The following is a 20,338-nucleotide window of genomic DNA, read 5'->3' as shown; positions in this document are numbered from 1 at the left end:
TAGCCGCCAGACCTTTTCGCTTTCAAGAGAGTCTGTACTAACTTCTATGGACGGCGAGGAAATAGGCGACTGATGGGTGTTTCTTATGATTTGGAGATTGAGGCTAAAGCTGTTAAGATATTCATACGGATAATTAACCGCAGAATTTGCGGCTTATTATCCGTATGATAGAATGATTCAATATAATTTCGGAATTGTTTGAATGAGTTGCTATTAACGAGAAAGATTGCTTGAAAGTACATCCCTTACATTATTCATATCTTTCAGAATGGAACTGTCGAGTACCCTTGCATAGTGTTGCGTCATCTTGATATTGGAGTGACCGAGCATTTTGGCTACATTCTCAATGCTTACCCCATTGGCCAAACAGACAGATGTGGCGTACGAGTGACGGGCCACATGGGTAGTCAGGTTCTTCTTTATCAGGCATAGGTCGGCAATCTCTTTCAGGTAGCTGTTCATCTTCTGATTGCAGGGGACAGGCAGTAATATTCCTTTCTTTTTGCAGGCAGGATAATCAGCATATTTTCTCAGGATTTCCAAAGGAATATCCAGCAGAGGAATATTGCACATGTTCTTTGTTTTCTGACGTGGCTTCCTGATCCACAGGTTTCCGTTGTTGTCTTTTACGATATGCTCAGAGGAAAGTTGTTGCACGTCGATAAAAGCCAAACCGGTAAAGGCGGCGAAAATAAAAACATCACGGACTACGGTGATTCGCTCCAGAGGAAATTCCTTGTGGTAGATAGTCAGCAGTTCGTCCATGGTAAGAAATTCACGGATTACTTCTTTTTCGTGGAATTTGATGCCGATAAACGGGTCTTTGGCTATCCATTCATTGGCCAGTGCCAGATTGGTAATTTTCTTCAGACATTTCATATAACGGATAACGGTATTCTGCTGACATTCCTTTTCCGTCTTCAGATAAAATTCAAAGGCACGTACCAGCTCACCGTTGACTTCCGCCAGCGGCAGATCATCCTTTCCGTATTTCTGTCTGATAAGTTCGGCAAGATAGCGCTTGCAGCTTTCATAACGGCGAACGGTAATCAGGGCGTAGTCTTTACCGACCAGGGCACGGCATTGGTCATTGTGCTCCTGCATGGTGCCGATAAGAGTGCGTACCGCTTCCGGTTCTTTGTCTTGTCCGAAAAATATTTCCTGCAACAGACGCGCTGTTATAGGCTGGTTCTGTTCTTCCAGTTCACAAAAAATCTGATGTAATTTGATTCTCGCATTTTCGATATAGGCATTCAGATCGCATGATTTGCGGCTTTTTCCTCTGGCAGATTCCTTTGCCTGACTCCAGAGAGACGGATCAATGCTTTTACGGATGTTGTTTTCAACTCGCGTACCATCTACAGTGATACGCATACACACGGATGCTTCTCCGTTTTTCAGCAGCTTGGTCTTCTTCAAGAAGAAAAGCACATTGAATGAACTTCTTTTCATTTTTCCTACAGTTTTTAGTTTGTACAAAAGTAGGAAACAGAATCCGTTTTCTTGCTATGCAAAATATTGACAATCAGTGAAAAATAGCCTAATTCGGTGGAGATTTTTGCTCCACCTTTTATCTCCACCTTTTGCTCCACCTCGAACGGTAATATTCTGCCGTTTTTTGCGTGCCGGGGGAAAACAAAAAATCCCGATTTCGCTTGGAAATCAGGATTTTACTGTCTTTTGCTTTTCTTCAAAGTGGTGCCACCAGGAATCGAACCGGGGACACAAGGATTTTCAGTCCTTTGCTCTACCATCTGAGCTATGGCACCTTGGTTTTGCGTGTGCAAAGATAGAACTATTTTTTATTATCCTCCTAATTTTTTGCCATAAAAATGAAAATGATAGAGATTTTGATAAGAAAAACGCGAAAATTTAGGGAATCATTTTTGCTTTTCTCAAACTTTATGTATCTTTGTCCCCGCAAAAACAAAGTGCGGGGTGTAGCACAGTTGGTTAGCGCGCCACGTTCGGGACGTGGAGGTCGGACGTTCGAGTCGTCTCACCCCGACTTGCAATCGCAATCGCTTGAAATCGAAGTGGTTGCGATTGTTGTTTTAAAGCTCGACCGGCGGGGAGGGGGCGGCTGTTGCATTTCTTTTCGGAGAAAATGGCCCGAATGCTTGTGGGTGACAAATATTTGTAGTACTTTTGTGGGCTGATTCTGATATGGGCTCAAAAAGAGGTGCCACGGTTGGCCCCGCCCGGCAGAGATAAACGTAAAAACAAAAAGTAAAAATGTACGTTATTGTTGAGATTCAAGGACAACAATTCAAAGTAGAAAACGGAAAGAAGTTGTTTGTCCACTATTTGGGAGCAGAGCATGGCGCCGTTCTCGAATTTGACAGAGTATTGCTCGTTGACAAAGACGGAGCAGTAACCGTAGGCACTCCCACCGTAGAAGGTGCGAAGGTCGTATGTGAGGTTGTTTCGAACGACGGATACGGTAAGAAAGGCCTCGTAAAAGGTGAAAGAATTCTTGTTTTCAAGAAGAAAAGAAGAAAAGGTTATCGTCGCTTGAACGGTCACCGTCAGTATTTCACCGAAGTGTTAGTTAAAGAAATTGTTGCTTAACCCTATTAAACTTCTAAGAAAATGGCACATAAGAAAGGTGTTGGTAGTTCTAAGAACGGTCGTGAATCGGAAAGCAAACGATTGGGTATCAAAATTTTCGGTGGTCAATATGCCAAAGCCGGAAACATTTTGGTACGTCAAAGAGGTACAGTACATCACCCGGGTGAGAACGTAGGTATGGGTAAAGACCACACGTTGTTCGCTTTGGTAAACGGTACGGTAGTATTCCGCAAACGTCAAGAGAACCGTTCGTATGTATCGGTTGTACCGGCAGACAATAACTAATAAAGAGTTATAACCTATGTATAGAAAGCGTGACCGCTCGCAAGAGCAGTCACGTTTTTTATTTTTGTACGGGAGGGAATGCAGAGCGCGGGTTTCGTGGATGGAGTGTGGTATGGCAGTGGTGCTGTGCGTGTCGGTGATGTGCCTATGCCGGCGGTGGTGGCTGCTCTCGTATGTGGGGGGGACGGGGAATGCAATGGTTGCTCCCTCTCCGATGCCGGCGGTGGATAAAACGAAAGGGCCCGCATCGGTGTGATGCAGACCCTTTTTTAATCTTTCACGTGTGTGCTTCTTATGCTTCGTGGATAGCGTCGTTAGGACAAACCTCGGCGCAAGTTCCGCAGCTCAAGCATTTTTCGGGATCGATTTTGTAGATATCGCCTTCCGAGATAGCTTCTACCGGGCACTCGCTAATGCAAGAACCGCAAGCAACACAGTTGTCATTAATTACGTAAGCCATTGTTTTTTAGTTTTTAGTTTGAAATAATTAGATCTAATTGCACCACAAATGTAGTACTTTTATTGCGATTGCAAAAAAAATGAGGAGAGATTTTCTGGCGTAAATAGAATTCTTGCGAAACAATAACCCCGTTGTTTTTCCGTTTGATAATTAGTTACCCGATGATGGAACGATGGTTACATAGAGGCTCTGTGGGGCGGCCGATATTTCGTGGGCGAAAGTCGGTCGTGCGTTGGTGCGTGGGGGTGGTAGCGCTCTTGTCGCTGGCTGGCGGCACGGTGTGGGCCCAACCTCGCAAGGTGCAGAATTTGCCCTATGCCGACTACAAGCTGCTGCATCTGGGCTTCTCCATCGGTACGCATGTGCAGGATATGACTTTTGTGCATTCGGGCTTCGTGACCGAGGGGGGAGAGAGCTGGTATATGGATATTCCCGATTTTTCGCCGGGTTTCAACGTGAACCTCATGGCCGACCTCTATCTGTGCCAATACCTCAACCTGCGGGTGTCGCCGGGCATATTCTTTGGCAACAAGGTGGTGAAATACCGCGAGTCGAACTCGCAGGCGACTCAGACGCAGGACTTGAAGTCGAACTATATCGTGCTGCCCGTCGAGCTGAAATTCAGTGCCGAACGGTGCAACAACTACCGGCCCTACCTGATTGGCGGGGTGATGGCTACGGCCGACGTGTCGAAGAAGCGGAACGATTTCCTCAAGCTGAACACCTTCGACGGCTATCTGACCATCGGTATCGGGTGTGACCTCTATCTTCCCTATTTCAAACTGATTCCCGAGCTGAAGTTCTGCTTCGGGCTGACCGATGTTATCAACCGGAAACGCAACGACCTGCGCGATCCGGCCGACATCAAGTATACTCAATCGCTGAAGAAGGCGACCTCAAACATGGTGGTCTTGTCGTTTTATTTCGAATAATCCTCGATAGAGTTGTAGATAACCGAGAAGAGTTCAGGCCGTATGTTGAGCTCGGACAGGGCGTTGTGCAACCGCGAGGGATAGACTCGGTTGCAGAGGAATATGTAGATGAGCTGTTGCTCGGGATCTATCCAGAAGCAGGTGCCGGTAAAGCCCAGGTGGCCGACGGTGGCAGGCGATGCCTCGAGTGCGGTGGGGCTTTTGTCGGGCTCTTTCGTGTCGGGTTTGTCAAATCCCAGTCCGCGGCGGCTGGTGGCGCTCTTTTCGGTCATGAAGCGGTGCACGGTCTCGGGCGACAATATCTGCTCGCCGCCGTAGCTGCCGTGGTTGAGCCACATCTGGCACAGCTTGGCCAGGTCGTTGGCCGAGGAGAAGAGTCCGGCATTGCCCTGCACACCGCCGAAGAAGGCGGCCGTCTCGTCGTGCACATAGCCGTCGAGCTGCTGGTGGCGGTAGAAGAGGTCGTTTTCGGTGGGGGCAATCCGCTCGATGGGGAATCGGGTGGCCGGGCAGTATCCTGTGGTGCCCATGCCCAGCGGTCCGTAAATATGCTTTTGCAGGTAGCGGTCCATGGCTATCCCGGTGGCACTCTCGACCGTCTCTTTCAACAGGATGAAATTGAGGCAACTGTACAGATAGCGTTTCGTGGGACGTAGCTTGGTGCCGATGATACGGGCGATGAGGGTGTCGGGGAGCGATGCGGAGCCGTAGAGGTCGTGTGCTATCTGGATGGGATATTGGGCCGACTGTCGGGTCGAGAGCAGGTCGGAACGCAACCGGGCGTTGCGGTTGCCGAAGGTGCAGCCGTCGATGGGTATCGAGTAGGTGGCATCTTTCCGGCGGTTGAACAGGGGCGGGGTGAAGCTCTGTGGGTCGATGAGTATTGCCGAGACTTGCAGCGAGGGGCGCATGCCGGTCTCGTGAAACAGGGCCTGGCGCAGGGTAATATCCTTTTTGTCGCTGTTTCGCAGCGGTGCGAAGTAGTGGCTCATGGGCTTTTCGAGCACGATGTCGCCGTCGTCACAGGCTTTCATCACGGCAGGCAGGGTGCCGGTGGCTTTCGATACCGAGGCCAGGTCGTAGAGGTCGTCGGTGGCGACGGGGTGGGCGTGAGTCTCGTAGTCGAAATAGCCGTAGGCCTTGTTCCAGACCACCTCGCCTTGACGGGCTACGACCAGTTGGCAGCCGGGGAAGGCCTCGTGTGCAATGCCCTCGGCAATAATCGAATCGACCTTCGACAGCACCCGGCTGTCCATGCCTACCGACTCGGGCAGGGTGTAGCCCAGGCGGCACTTCTCGGTGCGCAGGCCATCGCCTTCGTCGAACGAGCCTTCGAGCTTGACGGGCAGTTTGCCCCGGATGGCACAGCCGCCGAAGAGGGCCTGTGCGGCATACTCCTGAGCCAGCGGCGTATCTTCGTAGGCCAGCAGCAGGGCCCGGTTGTGGGCCAGCTCGTGGCTCAACCGGTTCATCTGGTAGGGCGAGAGGAAGCAGACGGCAATGGCTTTTCCGGTCTGGCAGAGGCGGCCGATGCGGGCTCGGTATTGCGTCTTGTCACTGTGGATGGCCACAATCACCCGGTCGTAGTGGCGCAGGGTGTCGAGCAGGACGGTCAGGTCGGTAGAGTCGTCGAACTGTCCCGGCTGTGGTGCATACAGTTTCGTGGTGGTTTGGAATACCGATTTTGTATCGCTACCCACCGATACGACCGCAATTCTCGATTTGTCCAGATGCGTGATGGGGAGGGTGTGGTGCCGGTTGTGCAGCAGGGTGAGCGCTTCGGCATTGAGCCGGCGGTTCAGCGCCTCGTATCGGGGAGCGTTCAAGTCGGCCATCAGCCCCTCCAGGTCGACCGACTTTTGCCGGGCCAGCCCCAACGCATATTTGTAGCGCAGTACCTTTTTGCATTTCTCGTCGATGAGGCTTTGCGAGATTTTTCCCTGGTCGATGGCTTCGCGTATGGCCTTGAGTTGAGCCTCGGGTTTCAGCGGATTGAGCACGATGTCGTTGCCGGCCTGGATGGCCAGCAAGGCGGTGTTGCCGAAGGTCGATGCCCCTTTCATCTTGAGGGCATCGGTGAAGACAAGCCCCTCGAATTGTAGCGAATCGCCCAGCAGGTCGTGGGTGATGGCACGCGAGAGCGAGGCCGGTCGGCCCGAATTGTCGAGTGCGGGAATGTTCAGATGGCCCACCATCAGCCCCGACAGGCCGCTGTCGATATACCGCTTGAAGGGGGCAATCTCGACCTGCATCAGCCGCTCGCGGCTGTGCGGTACGAGGGGCAGGGTCTTGTGCGAATCTTCCGAGGTGTCGCCGTGACCCGGGAAGTGTTTGGCTACGGCCATCACCCCCTCGGCCTCGAGTCCGCGGGCATAGGCGATGGCTTTGGCCGACACGTTGTCGAGCCCTTGCCCGAACGACCGTTTGCCGATGACCGGGTTGCGGGGGTTGCTGTTGACGTCGAGCACCGGGGCAAAGTTGACCTGGATGCCCATGCGGCGGCACTGGCGGCCCACGGCACGGCCATATTCATAGAGCAGGGAGTCGTTCTGGATAGCCCCCAGCATCATGTTCACCGGGAATCGGGGCGTGTCGGAGAGGCGCATGGCCAATCCCCACTCGCCATCGAGGGTGATGAGCAGCGGCACCCGGGCCAGCGATTGGCAGTAGTTGGTGAGTGCGGCCTGGTCGGGGGCGGTGCCGGCATCGAAGAGGAGGCCGCCAATCTTCAGCTCCTGCACGAACCGTTTCAGCGACTGGCGGTTTTGCGGTGTATCGCTGTTGCGCACGGTGATGACGAACAGTTGGGCGATGCGCTCGTCGGGGGTGAGGGTGTTGAATACCGAGTCGGTCCATTGCTCCATTTTTTGCGGGTCGGCCTTTTGCAACAGATGAGGTTCGACCGCTTGGACGGGCAGGAGCCAGAGAACCAGGAGTATCGCCGTGCAGACAACAGAGTGTTTCATATCGCGTTATTGAGGTTTAGCCGGGGTGATGCGCACTTCGTCCAGCGCCGAAATGGCGCGTTTGGCCTGAGTCGCTTTTTCGATGTAGTTGATGACCACGTCGCGCAGGAAGGCGGCGCTGTTTTTCCGCTCGGTAGCCTTCAGACACGGGGTCATGTGGTCGCCGCCGTTGGCCACGTAGTCGATGGTGGCTATCGAGTAGATGCGGTTGTCGTCGAGGGGGGCGCCGTCGATGGTGAGGTTGGCGGCTTTGTCGTCGGCTATGGTCATGCGCACCTCGTGGCTTACGGCCTCGCCGCCTCGCGAGGCGATGATGTCGAAGAGGTCGCGCAGGTCGCTCCCCTTCAGTTTAATGAGGCACAGCGTGTTGTCGAAGGGGAATATCGAGTAGATTTCGCCGAGGGTGATTTCGCCCTGCATCAACGGGTTGCGGATGCCGCCGATGTTGGTGATGGCCAGGTCGACCGGTTGCCCGAATACCGACGGAGCCTCGCTCTTGATGATGTCGGCCGAGAGGTTGGTCAGCAGCGAGCCGGGCCGTTTGGGCTCCATGTATTGGCTCGAGGTGCCTATGACGATGCGCATCACGCTGTCGACGCTCGCTTTGTATTTGCTCACGATAGTCTCCATTTGGGGCTCGGGAGTCTGGTCCCAGTGGGCGTCGACGGGAATCAGTCGGGAGGTGATGTCAAATTCGGGTCGCGAAGCCGTGCAGGCCGAGAGAAGCCACAAGGCGGCCGCGAGTATGCAGCAGGTATGTTTGTAAGTCGTTTTCATGAGTGTGCAGCTTGATTATTTGTTTTTGGGATCAATGGTAATGCAGCCCAGGTAGGCTCCGCTCATGCCGGTTTGGGCAATAACCACGTTGCGCCCTTGGCTGTTCTTCACACGGTAGCGCAGTGTGGAGTCGGGGTTGGCGTCGATTTTCTCGGGGTTAATCTCGGTATGCGAGTGGCCGCCGATGATGATGTCGATGTCGGTGCTGGCCGCAGCCACCTGCGGGTCGGTCGTGTCGCTCTTCTCTTGAGCCGTATATCCCAGGTGCGAGAGCACCACCACGAGGTCGGCCCCCTTCTCACGGAGCAATCGGGCCGTGCGGTTGGCCGCTTCGATGGGGTCGTGGAATACCACCCCTTGGCACGACTCGGCCGGGATGAGGTTCTCGGGGTTGACGTTCAGCGCCAGGAATCCCACCTTGTAGCCGCCTATTTCACGGATGACCCACGGCTTCACCAGACCGGCCAGCGGGGTAGCCGACAGGTCGTAGTTGGTCGAGATGAAATCGGCCGTCGAGCCCTTGATCAGTTGGGCCAGTTTCTCCATGCCGGCGTCGAACTCGTGGTTGCCCAGCGTGCGCACGTCGTAGCCCATGGCATTCATCGCCTCAAACTCGGCATCGCCTTTGAACAAATTGAAGTAGGGAGTACCCTGAATGGCGTCGCCCGCATCGACCAGCAGCACGTTGGGCTCGGCGTTGCGGATGCTGTCGATGACCGCCATGCGACGCACCACGCCGCCCAAGTCGCCATACGTCTTGTGTGAAGGGGCAAAAGGTTCTATTTGGCTGTGGGTATCGTTGGTGTGTAGAATGACGATACGCCCTTGCTGAGCCTCTGCACAGAAGGCCACCGAGAGGCAAACAGCCGCGATTCCAATGATTTTCTTTACCATAAATTGCGTGTATATTCTTGAATAATTTGTTGTTTCGATTGGACGAAATTACAAATTTAGAGAGGATATATCAAACGGGGAGTATGAAATTTATCGGTCTCGATTGTTTTTATCTTCAGCAGAAGCCTGTTGTCGAGTAAAAAAAACGGGTATCTCTTGGCTATGTGCCGAAAAAGTTGTTACTTTGCACCGCTTTTCGTAATCTCTGGCAGGAAAAGTGGCCTGTTATATTACGTTTCAGTATGAACATTTTAAATAGCTATTAAAAATGGATTTAGTTAAGATTGCAGAAGAAGCATTCGCATGCGGTAAAGAGCACCCCGATTTTCGCAGTGGTGACACGATTACCGTATCGTACCGTATCAAAGAGGGAAATAAGGAGCGTATCCAGCAATTCCGCGGCGACGTTATCCGCATCTCGGGTCACGGTAACAAAAAGCGTTTCACGGTTCGTAAGATGTCGGGCAACGTGGGAGTAGAGAGAATCTTCCCCATCGAGTCGCCGTTCATCGAAGAGATCGTAATCAACCGTCGTGGTAAAGTGCGTCGCGCCAAATTGTATTATCTGCGTGCACTCACCGGTAAAAAAGCCCGTATCAAAGAGAAGAGAGTTTAATCTCTTTTTGGAGGCATATAAAAACCGCATCGAGCAATCGGTGCGGTTTTTATGTTTTTAAAGAGGTCCGGTTCGCTTTATTTATACCATTTATCGGGCTTGCCAGCCGTTGGCGGTGTATATCCACAGGGCATTGTTCGATGCTGTACCTGTGTTATAGACGATGTCTCCTACAGTCCACTCTCCTACGGTAGGGCAGGCGGTTCCTTTGCAGATGACATTGTCGCCAATGAAGTGGATTGACTGAATCATGGTGTTGACCGGCAGTTCGTCAATTTGTGAATCCAATTGCCATTTGAAGCCACAAACAGATATACCGTTGTCGTACAGGAAGCGAGTGCCGCAAACGGGAACTTCCACACTGTGGTAGATTGCATTTCCGCTTGTGCGAGTTCGCATAAGTCGAATAATGGCTTGGTTGCCATTCCCGTCGCTGGGACCATCGAGCCAATGAGCTCCAAAGTTCAATAAGAAGCCGGTTGGTAATTTGCTTTCAGAGTCGATTTCTCCTAATTTAAAGTTACCTAATACTTGGGCTGTACTACCAATTAATCGTTTTCGGTCCCAAATGGTTTGCATGTAGTAGCTGTATGTACCTTGGTCGATGAACCATTTTACGCCGCCATTGGCCATTGCTGAACCACGCAAGAATTGAGTGTTGTTGACCACATGGTTGTGTACAATGTGGAAATTGGGCTTGAGAAGTGAATTTCCAGATAGGAGGTAGCTCAAATTGTTGAATTCGGTAAATGGAATTAATTCGGGTTCCGCTACCCCTTCGGTCCAGATCTCTTTGAGAATAGCTAATCCACAAGGGTGTATATTACCTCCTGCATTGCGGGGAAGCCGGTAGCGATAGGTGTTTTGTATTGACAAGGAAACGAATCCGTCGGTTTGAATATCATAGGGGCTAATGTTCTCTATGTATAAAATGGAGTCGGTGTCTTCGTGATCCATGAAAACCAAACAGTTGTTGCGCAAGTCTACTGTGGACGATTGTACATTGACCGAACCGCGAGCATTATTATCGTGAATGAGGAACGTAGGTTTTTCTCCTTTGTGGAAATAGTTGTCGGAGAAGCCTATTTGTGAATTGGATATTTCTACTTGAATGCCGCTTTCGCAATGGTTGGCCGAGAAAGAGATACCTTTGCAATCGGAGAAAGTAATATTGTCGTTGATGATATTGCAACTGATTTGGGCACCGAAAGAATAGGATAGTCTTAATCCTCCAGCAATTTCACCCATGGATAGGTGGTTTCTGTGGAAATAGAGTTTGTCTCCTAATCCGCCTAAATCGAAGGCATAATATTCTTTGGCGTCCTGAACAAAGTGTTTTATAATCTCGTCGGAGCCGACGAATTTACCAAAGACAAAGTCTTTGAAAATACAGCCTGTTGGGGCATTAAATTCACAGTTAATGATGGTTTTTCCGTCACAATACATGTTGTTGGGTGTTGCTACGGCTTGTACGAATTGATCCCAACTAATATTCTCGATTTTCATACCGCCTATAGCGTAGATTCCTCGCATACTGGGTGTTGCGGTCCAGTAATTTGAGAATTGGATATCTCGTATCGTTGTAAGCGAATGAGGATATATTTGTTCCCATTCGGTGTTATGGTCATCATTCGGGTGAATGTTGGAATTGATGACAATGGCAAAATTGTCGTCGAATGAGGTGATAGGTGTACCGTTGCTATCTACCGAGAGCGGATAGTTGGTGTTCAAAGGGCGAATGACAGTTCCCAGCTTATAATAGGATAAAAGATTTGTAGAAGGAGTATCTCCACCTAGAGGATAATCTCCGTCGATGAGCGCAATTTCATTATGTTCCCAAATCTTTGATTCTTCATCTTGCTTCCATTGGGAAATTGTGTTGTTTCGGTAGTCGGCTAATTCACCCCGAAGAACAATGCCATGGGGTACTTGCAGCGTCTTGCAGATAGCATACTCTCCTTTGGGAAGGAATACTTCGCCGGCATGTTTCAACTTCATGGCCTTGTTGATGGCATCGGACGAGTCGACATTCCATGCATCCAGTTGTTTTAAGGCATTATTTCGGGCGGTTTCGATGTCTTTTTTAATGCTTTCTGCATCAAGTTTGTTTTGATTGGCAGCAGCTTCACACGCTTCACGCAGGAGGCAAAATTCTGCGCTTGAAATGTCGTTTCTGGCACCGAACCATTGTGGGTAGGCTCGATCCATCTCCCAAATACCATCTACGGTAATATCTTTACCGAATATTTGAGTTATGGGTGCGACTAATCGGGTATAGTCGCCGGTGAGTGTACCTGAGCCCGTGATTTTACCTCCAGCAAAAATCAAGGTCGTACCATGGGCTAATGTAACGTGTTTGTTGATAACGATTTCGGGATTGCCGTTTTGAGGAATAACTACATAAGTTTCTCCCTCGGTTGTTGCATTGGGGTCGAATATTTTATATTTGTCGACCAATGCAGAAAGTTCATCAGAAAGTTCATCAAAAAGTTCATTTGTATCCATAATGAAAGAATTTGGTGGTTAATACACGGCAAAAGTAGAGTGGGAGTATAATGATTTTATGGCATAATGATAATATTACAATTTTGCAAAGGAAACCATTTAATCTGTTGTTAATTAAATAAAAAATCCTACATTTGTGGTAGTGGTTTATTAAAAGGAGGAATAGCTATGAAAAAGGTAGTGACACTGTTGCTTTTGTGTATTGGCTTGAGCCCTGTATTTGCCGAGGAGTATACAACGGTTACATGCTATGAGGCGGGTGGTCTTAATAAAATCCTTTCTGAGGAAGAACTCAAGACAATAACCCATTTGAAATTGGTTGGGAACATCAATGATGCCGACTTATGTTATGTGGAGCAAGCGAATGTTGTTCAGTATTTGGATATTGAAGATGCGAAAGTTGGCATAATCAATGGTTGTTTTTGTAAAAACAGTTCGTTGAAAGAGGTTCGTTTACCGGAAACTTGTTATTCAATAGTCAGTTCATTTAAAGAATCGACTATTCAGAAAATAAATCTGGATTGGGTGACGGCCGAGATATATTCCAGTTTTGTATCGTGCCCTAAGCTAAAAGAAGTGGGGAAAATTTCGGCAAAGACGACTTATGACTCTTTTAATGATTGTGCGATTGATACGTTGACTATATCGGATAGTGTCACAGAAATAGGTGCAGTTTCTTTCATGAATTGCCCCTCTCTTTGTTATATCCAATTTCCTAATCGATTGACAAAAATAGGGGAGAAATCATTTAGCGGATGTACGTCGCTGGACGAAATTTCTATGATGTCGAATGTCGTTCCTACATTAGGAACTGAAGGAAATTGGATGTCGTGCTTTGATAATGCTACGAGAGTGGCTTGCCGTTTATATGTGCCGATAGGATGCCGGGAGAAATACTCGGAGGCTTGGCGATTTGAACGTGTGGTAGAAATCGATAATTTGAGCTCTGGAGATACGTTGCGATGGGACATTGAATATACCGACCTTCATGTGGAAACACCGGGAACGTTGTCTTCGAAGTTGACCTCCGAGAGCCTGATTCAAGCAAAAGGCTTTCGGATAACCGGGACATTGAACAAGGATGATCTCACGGTTTTGAACAATTTGTCGAATACGGCTTCTCTTCATGTCCTCGATTTACGAGGGTGCCGTATGGAGGGCGATTCTATTCCAGCGTCTGCTTTTTACGGGTCTCAGATCAGTGAAATCTATTTGCCGGAGAGTATTACGAAGATAGGTAGTCGTGCGTTTGCCGCATCGGTATTGAAATGGTTGGATATTCCAGCTGATAATCATATTGACTATATTGGTGATAGAGCATTCAGTTCGTGCTCGCAACTTTGTTCCGTATTGTCTTTCCCGCAGGTGACGGCGATAGGCAACGAAGTATTTAATTATTGCCTGGCGTTGACCGAGGTGTCACTTCCCAAGGTGACGCGTGTGGGTGCGGGTAGCTTTTATAATTGCTGGAGGCTGAAAAAAGTGAAACTGGGTAATATAGAACCGGTCGATAATCAATTGGTTATTTCGGCTGCAATCGAGTCGGTCGGTGAGGGTGCTTTTGGCGGATGTAAGCAGCTCAAGTCGGTCGATATGTCGGCCTCTTCGTTGCAAAGCCTTCCCCGCAAACTCTTTTTCGACTGCGCCTATTTGGAACAGGTCTCTTTGCCCCAGTCGTTAACGCAAATGGGCGATTCGGTATTTGCTTGTACCCGATTGGCGTCGATAAATGTGCCGAGCGGGGTGACTCAAATTCCCGAGGGGTGCTTTGCCGGGTGTAGTAATTTGTCGCAGGTAAGACTCTCGCCGCAAACGGTTTCTGTTGGTGACTATGCATTCACTTCGTGTAGCTTTGCTTCTTTGTCACTTCCTGCTGCTGTGCAGAATCTGGGTGAGGGGTGTATACGCAATTGTGCCGAGTTGACCGACTTTCAATTCCCTGAAGAGATGACCGAAGTGAGTCGGGCATTTTTCGATGGTTGCCTTTCGTTGCGGCATGTGACTCTGTCGCCGGTTACGACCCGACTGTCGGCCGGGGCTTTTAGAGGTGTTGGCATAGAGTCCATAGAGCTCCCGGAAAGGTTGGAGTCGATAGGCGATTCCTGCTTTTTGGATTGCAGCCGGTTGACCGCTATCGTTCTTCCCGAAACGGTTTCGGAGATAGGAAAAGCGGCTTTTGGCGGTAGTGCTTTGAGCAGTATAGTGATTCCGGCGTCGATTGATACCATTCGGAGCAGTACATTCTCGGGGTGTACGCATTTGTCTCAAGTTTCTTTACCCAAGGGTCTTAAACGGATAGATGATTCGGCTTTTGTTTCCTGTTCGTCGCTGCAGTATATTACTCTATCCGATTCAGTGGAACTGGGCGATTATGTATTTGCAGGAGCGGGCTTGAAGCTCTTTACGGTGCCAAGTGTGAATGAAAATGTACCGCGAGGTCTTTTGTCGGGCTGTGATAATCTTGAAGTGGTTTATCTCTTGAGTAGTGTGAAGAAGGTGGGATATTCGTTCTTGGAAGATTGTGTGAACCTCAAGAAGGTTTATTTGCAAGCCCCTGTACCTCCCGAAACAGAGGTATATGAAGATTATCGCTATGGCCGCTTTGGATATGAACTATATGCCACATATGCACCTTTTACCAATGTGCCTAAGAGTTGTATGTTGTATGTGCCGCAAGAAAATTATTACGACTATTGGAACAATGGAGGATTGTGGAAGGAGTCGTTTACCATGGAGGGTATGGATTTCTCGGGAATAGAACAGGCTGAAAACGGCTTCAGGATAATTACGGAGGATGGCAATGGACTTACTATTTGCTTGGATCGTGCCATGCCCGTAGTCGTGTATGACCTTCAAGGCCGGTTGGTTGCCCAGATGAGCGGCGTGGCTGGCGATAACAGATTACCGCTCGATAGAGGTGTCTACATTGTTTGTTGTGGTACGAATCGAGTAAAGGTATTGTGCCGATAATGTGAAACGGTAGCGACTCGGGTCAATCCGTTTCAATCCGATACGGGGGCTCTGCCGATGGTGTGCAGGGCCCCTGCTTTTTGTGCGATTGTCTCGAGGCTGAGCCTGCTCAAGGATGGTGAGTTTCAGGCAGGGTGTGCGATGTAGCTTCGGGCAAAGCGCAGAAAACAGGCTCTGTCCCTTAACGAATTGAAATAAATTTTGCGATGCCCGCGGTTTGCACTATCTTTGCACCGTCTAAGCAAGGGGCCGGGTTGGCAGCATGGCCGGTGAGGCTGTGGCGGTGTAAGCCGGTGAGGTGCAGGACAATTTGACAGCCCCGGGTCGACAGCCTCGGGCCGAGCGGCGGGTGTGAGCCTGCCGGAGCTGTTTCGGCACTGTTTTTGCCGATGAGAGAATAGAAGATAAATAACTCTAAATAATAGAAGAGATGAGCAAAAAAGCACTTTTGATGATTCTCGATGGTTGGGGCATCGGCAATCATTCACACGCAGATGTAATCTACAATACCCCCACTCCTTATTGGGACTATCTGTTGAAAACCTATCCTCACTCGCAACTGCAGGCCAGTGGCGAAAATGTGGGTTTGCCCGACGGTCAGATGGGTAACTCGGAGGTAGGTCACCTCAATATCGGTGCCGGCCGCATCGTTTACCAGGACCTGGTAAAGATTAACAAGGCTTGTGCCGACAACTCTATCCTGCAGAACAAAGAGATTATCTCGGCCTTCTCGTATGCCCGCGACAACGGCAAGAACATGCACTTCATGGGCTTGACTTCGAACGGTGGCGTACACAGTTCGCTCGACCACTTGTTCAAACTGTGCGACATCGCCAAAGAGTATGGCTTGGAGAATACCTTCATCCACTGCTTCATGGACGGTCGTGATACCGACCCCCACAGCGGCAAGGGCTTCATCCAGGAACTGGAGAATCACTGCGCTACGTCGGCCGGTAAGGTGGCTTCGATCGTGGGCCGCTACTACGCCATGGACCGTGACAAACGCTGGGAGCGTATCAAAGAGGCTTATGACCTGTTGGTAAACGGTATCGGCCGCCAGTCGGACAACATGGTACAGGCCATGCAGGAGTCGTACGACGCCGACGTGACCGACGAATTTATCAAACCTATCGTCAACTCGACCTGCGACGGTCGCATCAAAGAGGGCGATGTGGTTATCTTCTTCAACTATCGTAACGACCGTGCCAAAGAGCTCACCATCGTGCTCACGCAGCAAGACATGCCCGAGGCCGGCATGCACACCATTCCCGGTTTGCAATACTACTGCATGACTCCCTACGATGCTTCGTTCAAGGGCGTGCACATCCTCTTCGACAAGGAAAACGTGCACAACACGCTGGGCGAATATCTGTCGAAACAGCACAAGAGCCAGCTGCACATTGCTGAGACCGAGAAGTATGCCCACGTAACCTTCTTCTTCAACGGTGGTCGCGAGGCTCCGTTCGAGGGTGAGGACCGTATTCTGGTTCCGTCGCCCAAGGTAGCTACCTACGACCTGAAGCCCGAGATGAGCGCCTACGAAGTGAAGGATAAGCTGGTAGCCGCCATCAACGAAAACAAATACGACTTTATCGTTGTGAACTACGCCAACGGCGATATGGTAGGCCACACGGGCATCTACTCGGCTATCGAGAAAGCCGTGGTTGCTATCGACGCTTGCGTGCGCGATACGGTCGAGGCTGCCAAGGCCAACGGCTACGAGGTAATCATCATTGCCGACCATGGTAATGCCGACAATGCCGAGAACCCCGATGGTACGCCCAACACGGCACACTCGCTCAATCCCGTGCCGTTTGTCTATGTGACCGAGAACAAAGAGGCTCGTGTCGAGAACGGTATTCTGGCCGATGTGGCTCCCTCGATTTGCCACATCATGGGCTTGCCACAGCCGGCCGAGATGACGGGTCACGACCTGTTGAAATAATAGAAATCAATGTTTGGAATATGCCGGAGTGCCAGTTGTGCACCCCGGCTTTTCTGCCTTATACTAACCGATGAAAACAACCGTAACCGAGGAGATTATGCTACAAGTAGGCCAAGCTCTGGTGAGCCTCGACGTCATAGAACGATTTTTTATTTGTAACCTCGAGAAGTGTCTGGGTGCCTGTTGCGTCGAAGGCGATGCCGGTGCCCCCATCACCGAGGAGGAGCGTTGTAAACTCAAGGAGATTCTCGATGTCGTGTGGGACGATTTGCTGCCCGAGGCCCGGCGGGTTATCGAGCAGCAGGGGGTAGCCTATGTCGATGAGGAGGGCGACCTGGTCACCTCGATTGTCAACGGCAAGGATTGTGTCTTTACCTGTTACGACAAGAACGGCATGTGCCAGTGTGCCATCGAGAAGGCCTATCGGGCCGGGAAAATCGATTTCTACAAACCCATCTCGTGCCACCTCTATCCCATACGGTTGAAGGAGTACCCCGACTTCTCGGCCGTGAACTACCACCGTTGGAAAATCTGCAAGGCCGGCGAGGTACTGGGCCGCAGCGAGAAGGTGCGGGTATATGAATTTCTGAAAGAGCCGCTGATTCGTCGGTTTGGCGAGGCGTGGTATAATGAACTGTGTGAGGCGGCCGAAGCCTATTTGCAGCAATATGGCGAGTAATCCGGTAAAATACAGCTATAAACAGATATGGCACATTGCCTATCCTATCCTCATCAGCCTGGTGATGGAGCAGCTTATTGGCATGACCGATACCGCTTTCATGGGGCGGGTAGGCGAGGTGGAGCTGGGTGCGTCGGCCATTGCCGGGGTCTACTACATGACCTTCTTCATGATAGCCTTCGGCTTTAGCCTGGGGGCCCAGATTATCATGGGGCGTCGCAACGGCGAGGGCAACTACTCCCGCATAGGTCCCATTTTTTACAAGGGGACCCTCTTCCTGCTGGGGGTAGCGCTGGTGCTGTTTGTCTGTTCCTATTTCGTTTCGCCCATTCTGCTGGCCCGGTTCATCGAGTCGCCACACGTCTACGAGGCGGCCATGAGCTATATCCACTGGAGGGTCTACGGCTTCTTCTTTGCCTTTGTGGCCGTGATGTTCCGAGCCTTCTTTGTGGGTACTACACAGACCAAGACCTTGACTCTCAACTCGGTGGTGATGGTGCTGTCGAATGTGGTCTTCAACTATATCCTCGTGTTCGGCAAGCTGGGATTCCCGGCTATGGGCATTGCGGGTGCCGCCATCGGGTCGTCGCTTGCCGAGCTGGTTTCGCTCATCTTCTTTATCGTCTATACCCGCATGCGGGTCGATGTCCGCAAGTATGGCTTGGATGGTTTCAGTCTGCGTCGAGGCGACTCGTTGCGTCACATCCTGAATACCTCGGTATGGACCATGATTCAGAATTTCGTGTCGATGTCGACCTGGTTTCTCTTCTTCATTGCGGTCGAGCATCTGGGCGAACGGTCGTTGGCGATTACCAACATCATCCGCAACGTGTCGGCGCTGCCCTTTATGATAGTCATCACCTTTGCCTCGACCTGCAGCACGCTCATCAGCAACCTGATAGGGGCGGGCGATGCCCGGTATGTGCGGGGTACGATGGGGCAGTGCATACGCATGGCCTATCTCTTTGAGTTGCCGCTCATCCTGTTTTTCGTCTTTTTCCCCACCCTTATCCTGCGTATCTATACCGATATGCCCGACCTTATATCGGCCTCGGTTCCCTCTCTTTTCGTACTCTGCTCGGCCTATCTGTTTATTGTTCCGGGCAATGTCTGTTTTCAGGCCGTCTCGGGCACGGGCAATACCCGCATGGCCTTTCTGCTGGAACTGGTCACGCTGCTCATCTATATCGTCTATGTGGTGGTGATGATTTTTTACCTGCGGGTCGATGTAGCCGTATGCTGGACCACCGAGCACGTGTATGCCATCGGCATTCTGCTGTTTTCGGCCGCCTACATGAAGTGGGGTAAGTGGATTGATAAAAAGATATGAGAATAAGGCTGTTCCCTCTCCAAGACAATCCTTTTGTGCGCAGTCGCCTTTTTTTCTTACGGAAATAAAAATGATAGAATGGTTGAAGGTTTAGATAATTTTAGTATCTTTGTTGCATAGATGTAATGTAAGGGGATGTGGTTGATGGAGTTTAAAATTGATAATTGAGATTTTTTTATGGTAAGAAAAGTGCTGATAGTGTGTGCGTTTGTTTGCACCTTCTTTTTGTCGAAGGCGCAGGATTCGGCTGTGGCACCTTACCAGTTGCCCGATATTCCCGACAGTCTCACTACTCCCGATGTAAGGAGTGAATATCTGATAGAACATTATTGGGATAATTTTGCAGTAGAGGATAGGGCCTATTTAGAGGCACCGTTGGTGGTCGAGCAGGCATTTGTCGATTTTACTTCAATCATGCGCATCACTTCGCGAGAAAGTACGATGAAAGCGATTGCAATTTTGCTGAAGCGGGCTTCGAGCGATGGTGACATCTTGTTGATGTATGCCGACATAGCTGACAAGTATCTGTACAGCGGTGGGGGAACCTTTGTGAGTGACGAGGCCTATTTGCCTTTTGCCGAGGCTGTGGCCGAGTCGAAGAAGGTCGACGAGTTGCGAAAGTTGCGTTATATCTATCAATACGATGTGCTGACGAAAAATCAGGTAGGTATGACGGTTACCGACTTTGAGTACAAGTTGCCCGGTAAAGATAAGAAGTACCGCATCAAAAAGTTGAAGTCGCCTTATATTCTGCTATACATCAACGACCCCGAGTGTGAAGATTGCTCGTTGGCTACCTTGCGGCTGAGTGTGTCGCAGGCCTTGCTGCAAGAGATACGCGAGGGGCGGCTTACGATATTGTCGCTTTATCCCGATGGCGAGACCGAAGAGTGGCTGGCCGGTGTGGCCGACTATCCCAAAGAGTGGGTGGTCGCTTCGATGGAGAATGGCGAACGCTGTTTCGATTTGCGAGTTATGCCGGCACTCTATTTGCTGGATAAAGATAAAAAAATAATTTTGCGCAATACTTCGCTCGAAGAGGTGGAACAGACCCTGAAAGCGACGAAAGAGAAATAAAGAAATAGACTTTGTGGTTTTGATTCATTTTATTGTAGGACGATGTGAATCGTCATATTTTGAGATCCCCTCTGTGCGTGAGCATAGTTTTTGACCCAATAACACCTGAAAAGGAAGAATCGGCCACAAAGTCTTTTTTTTATTTTTCTGTTCGAGGGTGCATATTTCTTGCCTCGTAAAATCCAATGGTACGATATTTTCTTTATCTTTGAATGAGATAGGAGTCGGTTCGAGGTAAAAAGTATCTGAAACCAGTTTCAATATTTTATTCTCCCCCTCACCTTTCACTATCTTTTCAGAAGATAGGAGTCGGTTCGGCAGAGCCAAATAT

General features: G+C 50.1%; 16 protein-coding genes and 2 tRNA genes. 10 read left to right on the top strand and 8 right to left on the bottom strand.

Annotated features, from left to right (window positions below; all coding sequences use genetic code 11):
* Positions 1 to 213: 213 nt before the first annotated feature.
* A complete protein-coding gene (locus tag Q1K76_RS11495; RefSeq protein WP_300133522.1) occupies positions 214 to 1,452 on the bottom strand; it encodes a site-specific integrase in 1,239 nt (412 codons plus the stop codon).
* A gap of 244 nt (positions 1,453 to 1,696) precedes the next feature.
* Positions 1,697 to 1,769 (bottom strand) — tRNA-Phe (locus Q1K76_RS11490).
* 165 nt (positions 1,770 to 1,934) lie between these two features.
* On the opposite strand from Q1K76_RS11490, the gene Q1K76_RS11485 reads away from it, so the two are divergent.
* The 3 genes from Q1K76_RS11485 (at position 1,935) to rpmA (ending at position 2,856) form a co-directional block, all read left to right on the top strand.
* Positions 1,935 to 2,008, top strand: a tRNA-Pro gene (locus Q1K76_RS11485).
* 227 nt (positions 2,009 to 2,235) lie between these two features.
* Positions 2,236 to 2,571, top strand: coding sequence for a 50S ribosomal protein L21 (rplU, locus tag Q1K76_RS11480; protein WP_087408927.1), 336 nt, complete (start codon positions 2,236 to 2,238; stop codon positions 2,569 to 2,571).
* Between the two features lie 21 nt (positions 2,572 to 2,592).
* Positions 2,593 to 2,856 (top strand): 50S ribosomal protein L27, encoded by a 264-nt coding sequence (rpmA, locus tag Q1K76_RS11475; RefSeq protein ID WP_025278985.1) that lies wholly within the window; start codon positions 2,593 to 2,595, stop codon positions 2,854 to 2,856.
* A gap of 292 nt (positions 2,857 to 3,148) precedes the next feature.
* Here rpmA and Q1K76_RS11470 read toward each other — a convergent pair whose 3' ends face one another.
* On the bottom strand, positions 3,149 to 3,316 hold the full coding sequence (locus Q1K76_RS11470) for a 4Fe-4S binding protein (RefSeq protein WP_087408926.1): 168 nt from the start codon (positions 3,314 to 3,316) through the stop codon (positions 3,149 to 3,151).
* 227 nt (positions 3,317 to 3,543) lie between these two features.
* Between Q1K76_RS11470 and Q1K76_RS11465 the strand changes: the two genes are divergently transcribed.
* Positions 3,544 to 4,248, top strand: a complete 705-nt coding sequence (locus Q1K76_RS11465) for a porin family protein (protein ID WP_241147837.1) — start codon at positions 3,544 to 3,546, stop codon at positions 4,246 to 4,248.
* On the opposite strand, the gene Q1K76_RS11460 is transcribed toward Q1K76_RS11465, so the two are convergent.
* The 3 genes from Q1K76_RS11460 to Q1K76_RS11450 are packed head-to-tail and all read right to left on the bottom strand — an operon-like array spanning position 4,236 to position 8,885.
* Positions 4,236 to 7,214, bottom strand: coding sequence for a glycoside hydrolase family 3 N-terminal domain-containing protein (locus Q1K76_RS11460; protein ID WP_300133517.1), 2,979 nt, complete (start codon positions 7,212 to 7,214; stop codon positions 4,236 to 4,238). The two genes, Q1K76_RS11465 and Q1K76_RS11460, sit on opposite strands and share 13 nt — an antisense overlap.
* 6 nt (positions 7,215 to 7,220) lie before the next feature.
* Positions 7,221 to 7,991 carry a 5'-nucleotidase gene (locus tag Q1K76_RS11455; protein WP_300133513.1) on the bottom strand — a complete coding sequence of 257 codons (771 nt, stop codon included), beginning with the start codon at positions 7,989 to 7,991 and terminating at the stop codon, positions 7,221 to 7,223.
* Between the two features lie 15 nt (positions 7,992 to 8,006).
* Positions 8,007 to 8,885 carry a bifunctional UDP-sugar hydrolase/5'-nucleotidase gene (locus Q1K76_RS11450; protein WP_300133510.1) on the bottom strand — a complete coding sequence of 293 codons (879 nt, stop codon included), beginning with the start codon at positions 8,883 to 8,885 and terminating at the stop codon, positions 8,007 to 8,009.
* A 268-nt stretch (positions 8,886 to 9,153) separates the two neighbouring features.
* On the opposite strand from Q1K76_RS11450, the gene rplS reads away from it, so the two are divergent.
* Complete coding sequence (rplS, locus tag Q1K76_RS11445) at positions 9,154 to 9,501, top strand: 50S ribosomal protein L19 (protein WP_025278994.1); 348 nt, start codon at positions 9,154 to 9,156, stop codon at positions 9,499 to 9,501.
* A gap of 90 nt (positions 9,502 to 9,591) precedes the next feature.
* Here the strand turns inward: rplS and Q1K76_RS11440 are convergent, their stop codons facing one another.
* On the bottom strand, positions 9,592 to 12,006 hold the full coding sequence (locus Q1K76_RS11440) for a hypothetical protein (protein WP_300133508.1): 2,415 nt from the start codon (positions 12,004 to 12,006) through the stop codon (positions 9,592 to 9,594).
* A 168-nt stretch (positions 12,007 to 12,174) separates the two neighbouring features.
* On the opposite strand from Q1K76_RS11440, the gene Q1K76_RS11435 reads away from it, so the two are divergent.
* The 5 genes from Q1K76_RS11435 (at position 12,175) to Q1K76_RS11415 (ending at position 20,007) form a co-directional block, all read left to right on the top strand.
* The gene (locus Q1K76_RS11435; protein WP_300133505.1) at positions 12,175 to 14,976 is read left to right on the top strand and encodes a leucine-rich repeat domain-containing protein; all 2,802 of its coding nucleotides are present in this window, start codon (positions 12,175 to 12,177) and stop codon (positions 14,974 to 14,976) included.
* Positions 14,977 to 15,406: 430 nt separating this feature from the next.
* A complete protein-coding gene (gpmI, locus tag Q1K76_RS11430) occupies positions 15,407 to 16,921 on the top strand; it encodes a 2,3-bisphosphoglycerate-independent phosphoglycerate mutase (protein WP_300133502.1) in 1,515 nt (504 codons plus the stop codon).
* 97 nt (positions 16,922 to 17,018) lie between these two features.
* The gene (locus Q1K76_RS11425) at positions 17,019 to 17,600 is read left to right on the top strand and encodes a DUF3109 family protein (protein ID WP_258327531.1); all 582 of its coding nucleotides are present in this window, start codon (positions 17,019 to 17,021) and stop codon (positions 17,598 to 17,600) included.
* Positions 17,590 to 18,930, top strand: a complete 1,341-nt coding sequence (locus tag Q1K76_RS11420; protein ID WP_300133499.1) for an MATE family efflux transporter — start codon at positions 17,590 to 17,592, stop codon at positions 18,928 to 18,930. The genes Q1K76_RS11425 and Q1K76_RS11420 overlap by 11 nt, the downstream gene beginning before the upstream one ends.
* Positions 18,931 to 19,107: 177 nt before the next feature.
* Positions 19,108 to 20,007: a DUF5106 domain-containing protein gene (locus Q1K76_RS11415; protein WP_300133496.1), complete on the top strand. Its 900-nt coding sequence runs from the start codon at positions 19,108 to 19,110 to the stop codon at positions 20,005 to 20,007.
* A 24-nt stretch (positions 20,008 to 20,031) separates the two neighbouring features.
* Here the strand turns inward: Q1K76_RS11415 and Q1K76_RS11410 are convergent.
* Positions 20,032 to 20,338, bottom strand: a 307-nt coding sequence (locus Q1K76_RS11410) for a hypothetical protein (RefSeq protein ID WP_300133494.1), incomplete at its 5' end; no start/stop codon positions are given.

This window comes from uncultured Barnesiella sp. (assembly GCF_946496565.1).
Classification (GTDB): domain Bacteria; phylum Bacteroidota; class Bacteroidia; order Bacteroidales; family Barnesiellaceae; genus Barnesiella; species Barnesiella merdigallinarum.
This window is presented reverse-complemented; position numbering and strand designations above follow the sequence as displayed.

What these genes read in the sequence shown, in the direction of transcription:
- Q1K76_RS11440 (WP_300133508.1), bottom strand. Translation starts at nt 12,006, where the DNA reads ATGGATACAAATGAACTTTTTGATGAACTTTCTGATGAACTTTCTGCA.
- rplS (WP_025278994.1), top strand. Translation starts at nt 9,154, where the DNA reads ATGGATTTAGTTAAGATTGCAGAAGAAGCATTCGCATGCGGTAAAGAG.
- gpmI (WP_300133502.1), top strand. Translation starts at nt 15,407, where the DNA reads ATGAGCAAAAAAGCACTTTTGATGATTCTCGATGGTTGGGGCATCGGC.
- Q1K76_RS11415 (WP_300133496.1), top strand. Translation starts at nt 19,108, where the DNA reads ATGGTAAGAAAAGTGCTGATAGTGTGTGCGTTTGTTTGCACCTTCTTT.
- rpmA (WP_025278985.1), top strand. Translation starts at nt 2,593, where the DNA reads ATGGCACATAAGAAAGGTGTTGGTAGTTCTAAGAACGGTCGTGAATCG.
- Q1K76_RS11455 (WP_300133513.1), bottom strand. Translation starts at nt 7,991, where the DNA reads ATGAAAACGACTTACAAACATACCTGCTGCATACTCGCGGCCGCCTTG.
- rplU (WP_087408927.1), top strand. Translation starts at nt 2,236, where the DNA reads ATGTACGTTATTGTTGAGATTCAAGGACAACAATTCAAAGTAGAAAAC.
- Q1K76_RS11495 (WP_300133522.1), bottom strand. Translation starts at nt 1,452, where the DNA reads ATGAAAAGAAGTTCATTCAATGTGCTTTTCTTCTTGAAGAAGACCAAG.
- Q1K76_RS11425 (WP_258327531.1), top strand. Translation starts at nt 17,019, where the DNA reads ATGCTACAAGTAGGCCAAGCTCTGGTGAGCCTCGACGTCATAGAACGA.
- Q1K76_RS11460 (WP_300133517.1), bottom strand. Translation starts at nt 7,214, where the DNA reads ATGAAACACTCTGTTGTCTGCACGGCGATACTCCTGGTTCTCTGGCTC.
- Q1K76_RS11420 (WP_300133499.1), top strand. Translation starts at nt 17,590, where the DNA reads ATGGCGAGTAATCCGGTAAAATACAGCTATAAACAGATATGGCACATT.
- Q1K76_RS11470 (WP_087408926.1), bottom strand. Translation starts at nt 3,316, where the DNA reads ATGGCTTACGTAATTAATGACAACTGTGTTGCTTGCGGTTCTTGCATT.
- Q1K76_RS11435 (WP_300133505.1), top strand. Translation starts at nt 12,175, where the DNA reads ATGAAAAAGGTAGTGACACTGTTGCTTTTGTGTATTGGCTTGAGCCCT.
- Q1K76_RS11450 (WP_300133510.1), bottom strand. Translation starts at nt 8,885, where the DNA reads ATGGTAAAGAAAATCATTGGAATCGCGGCTGTTTGCCTCTCGGTGGCC.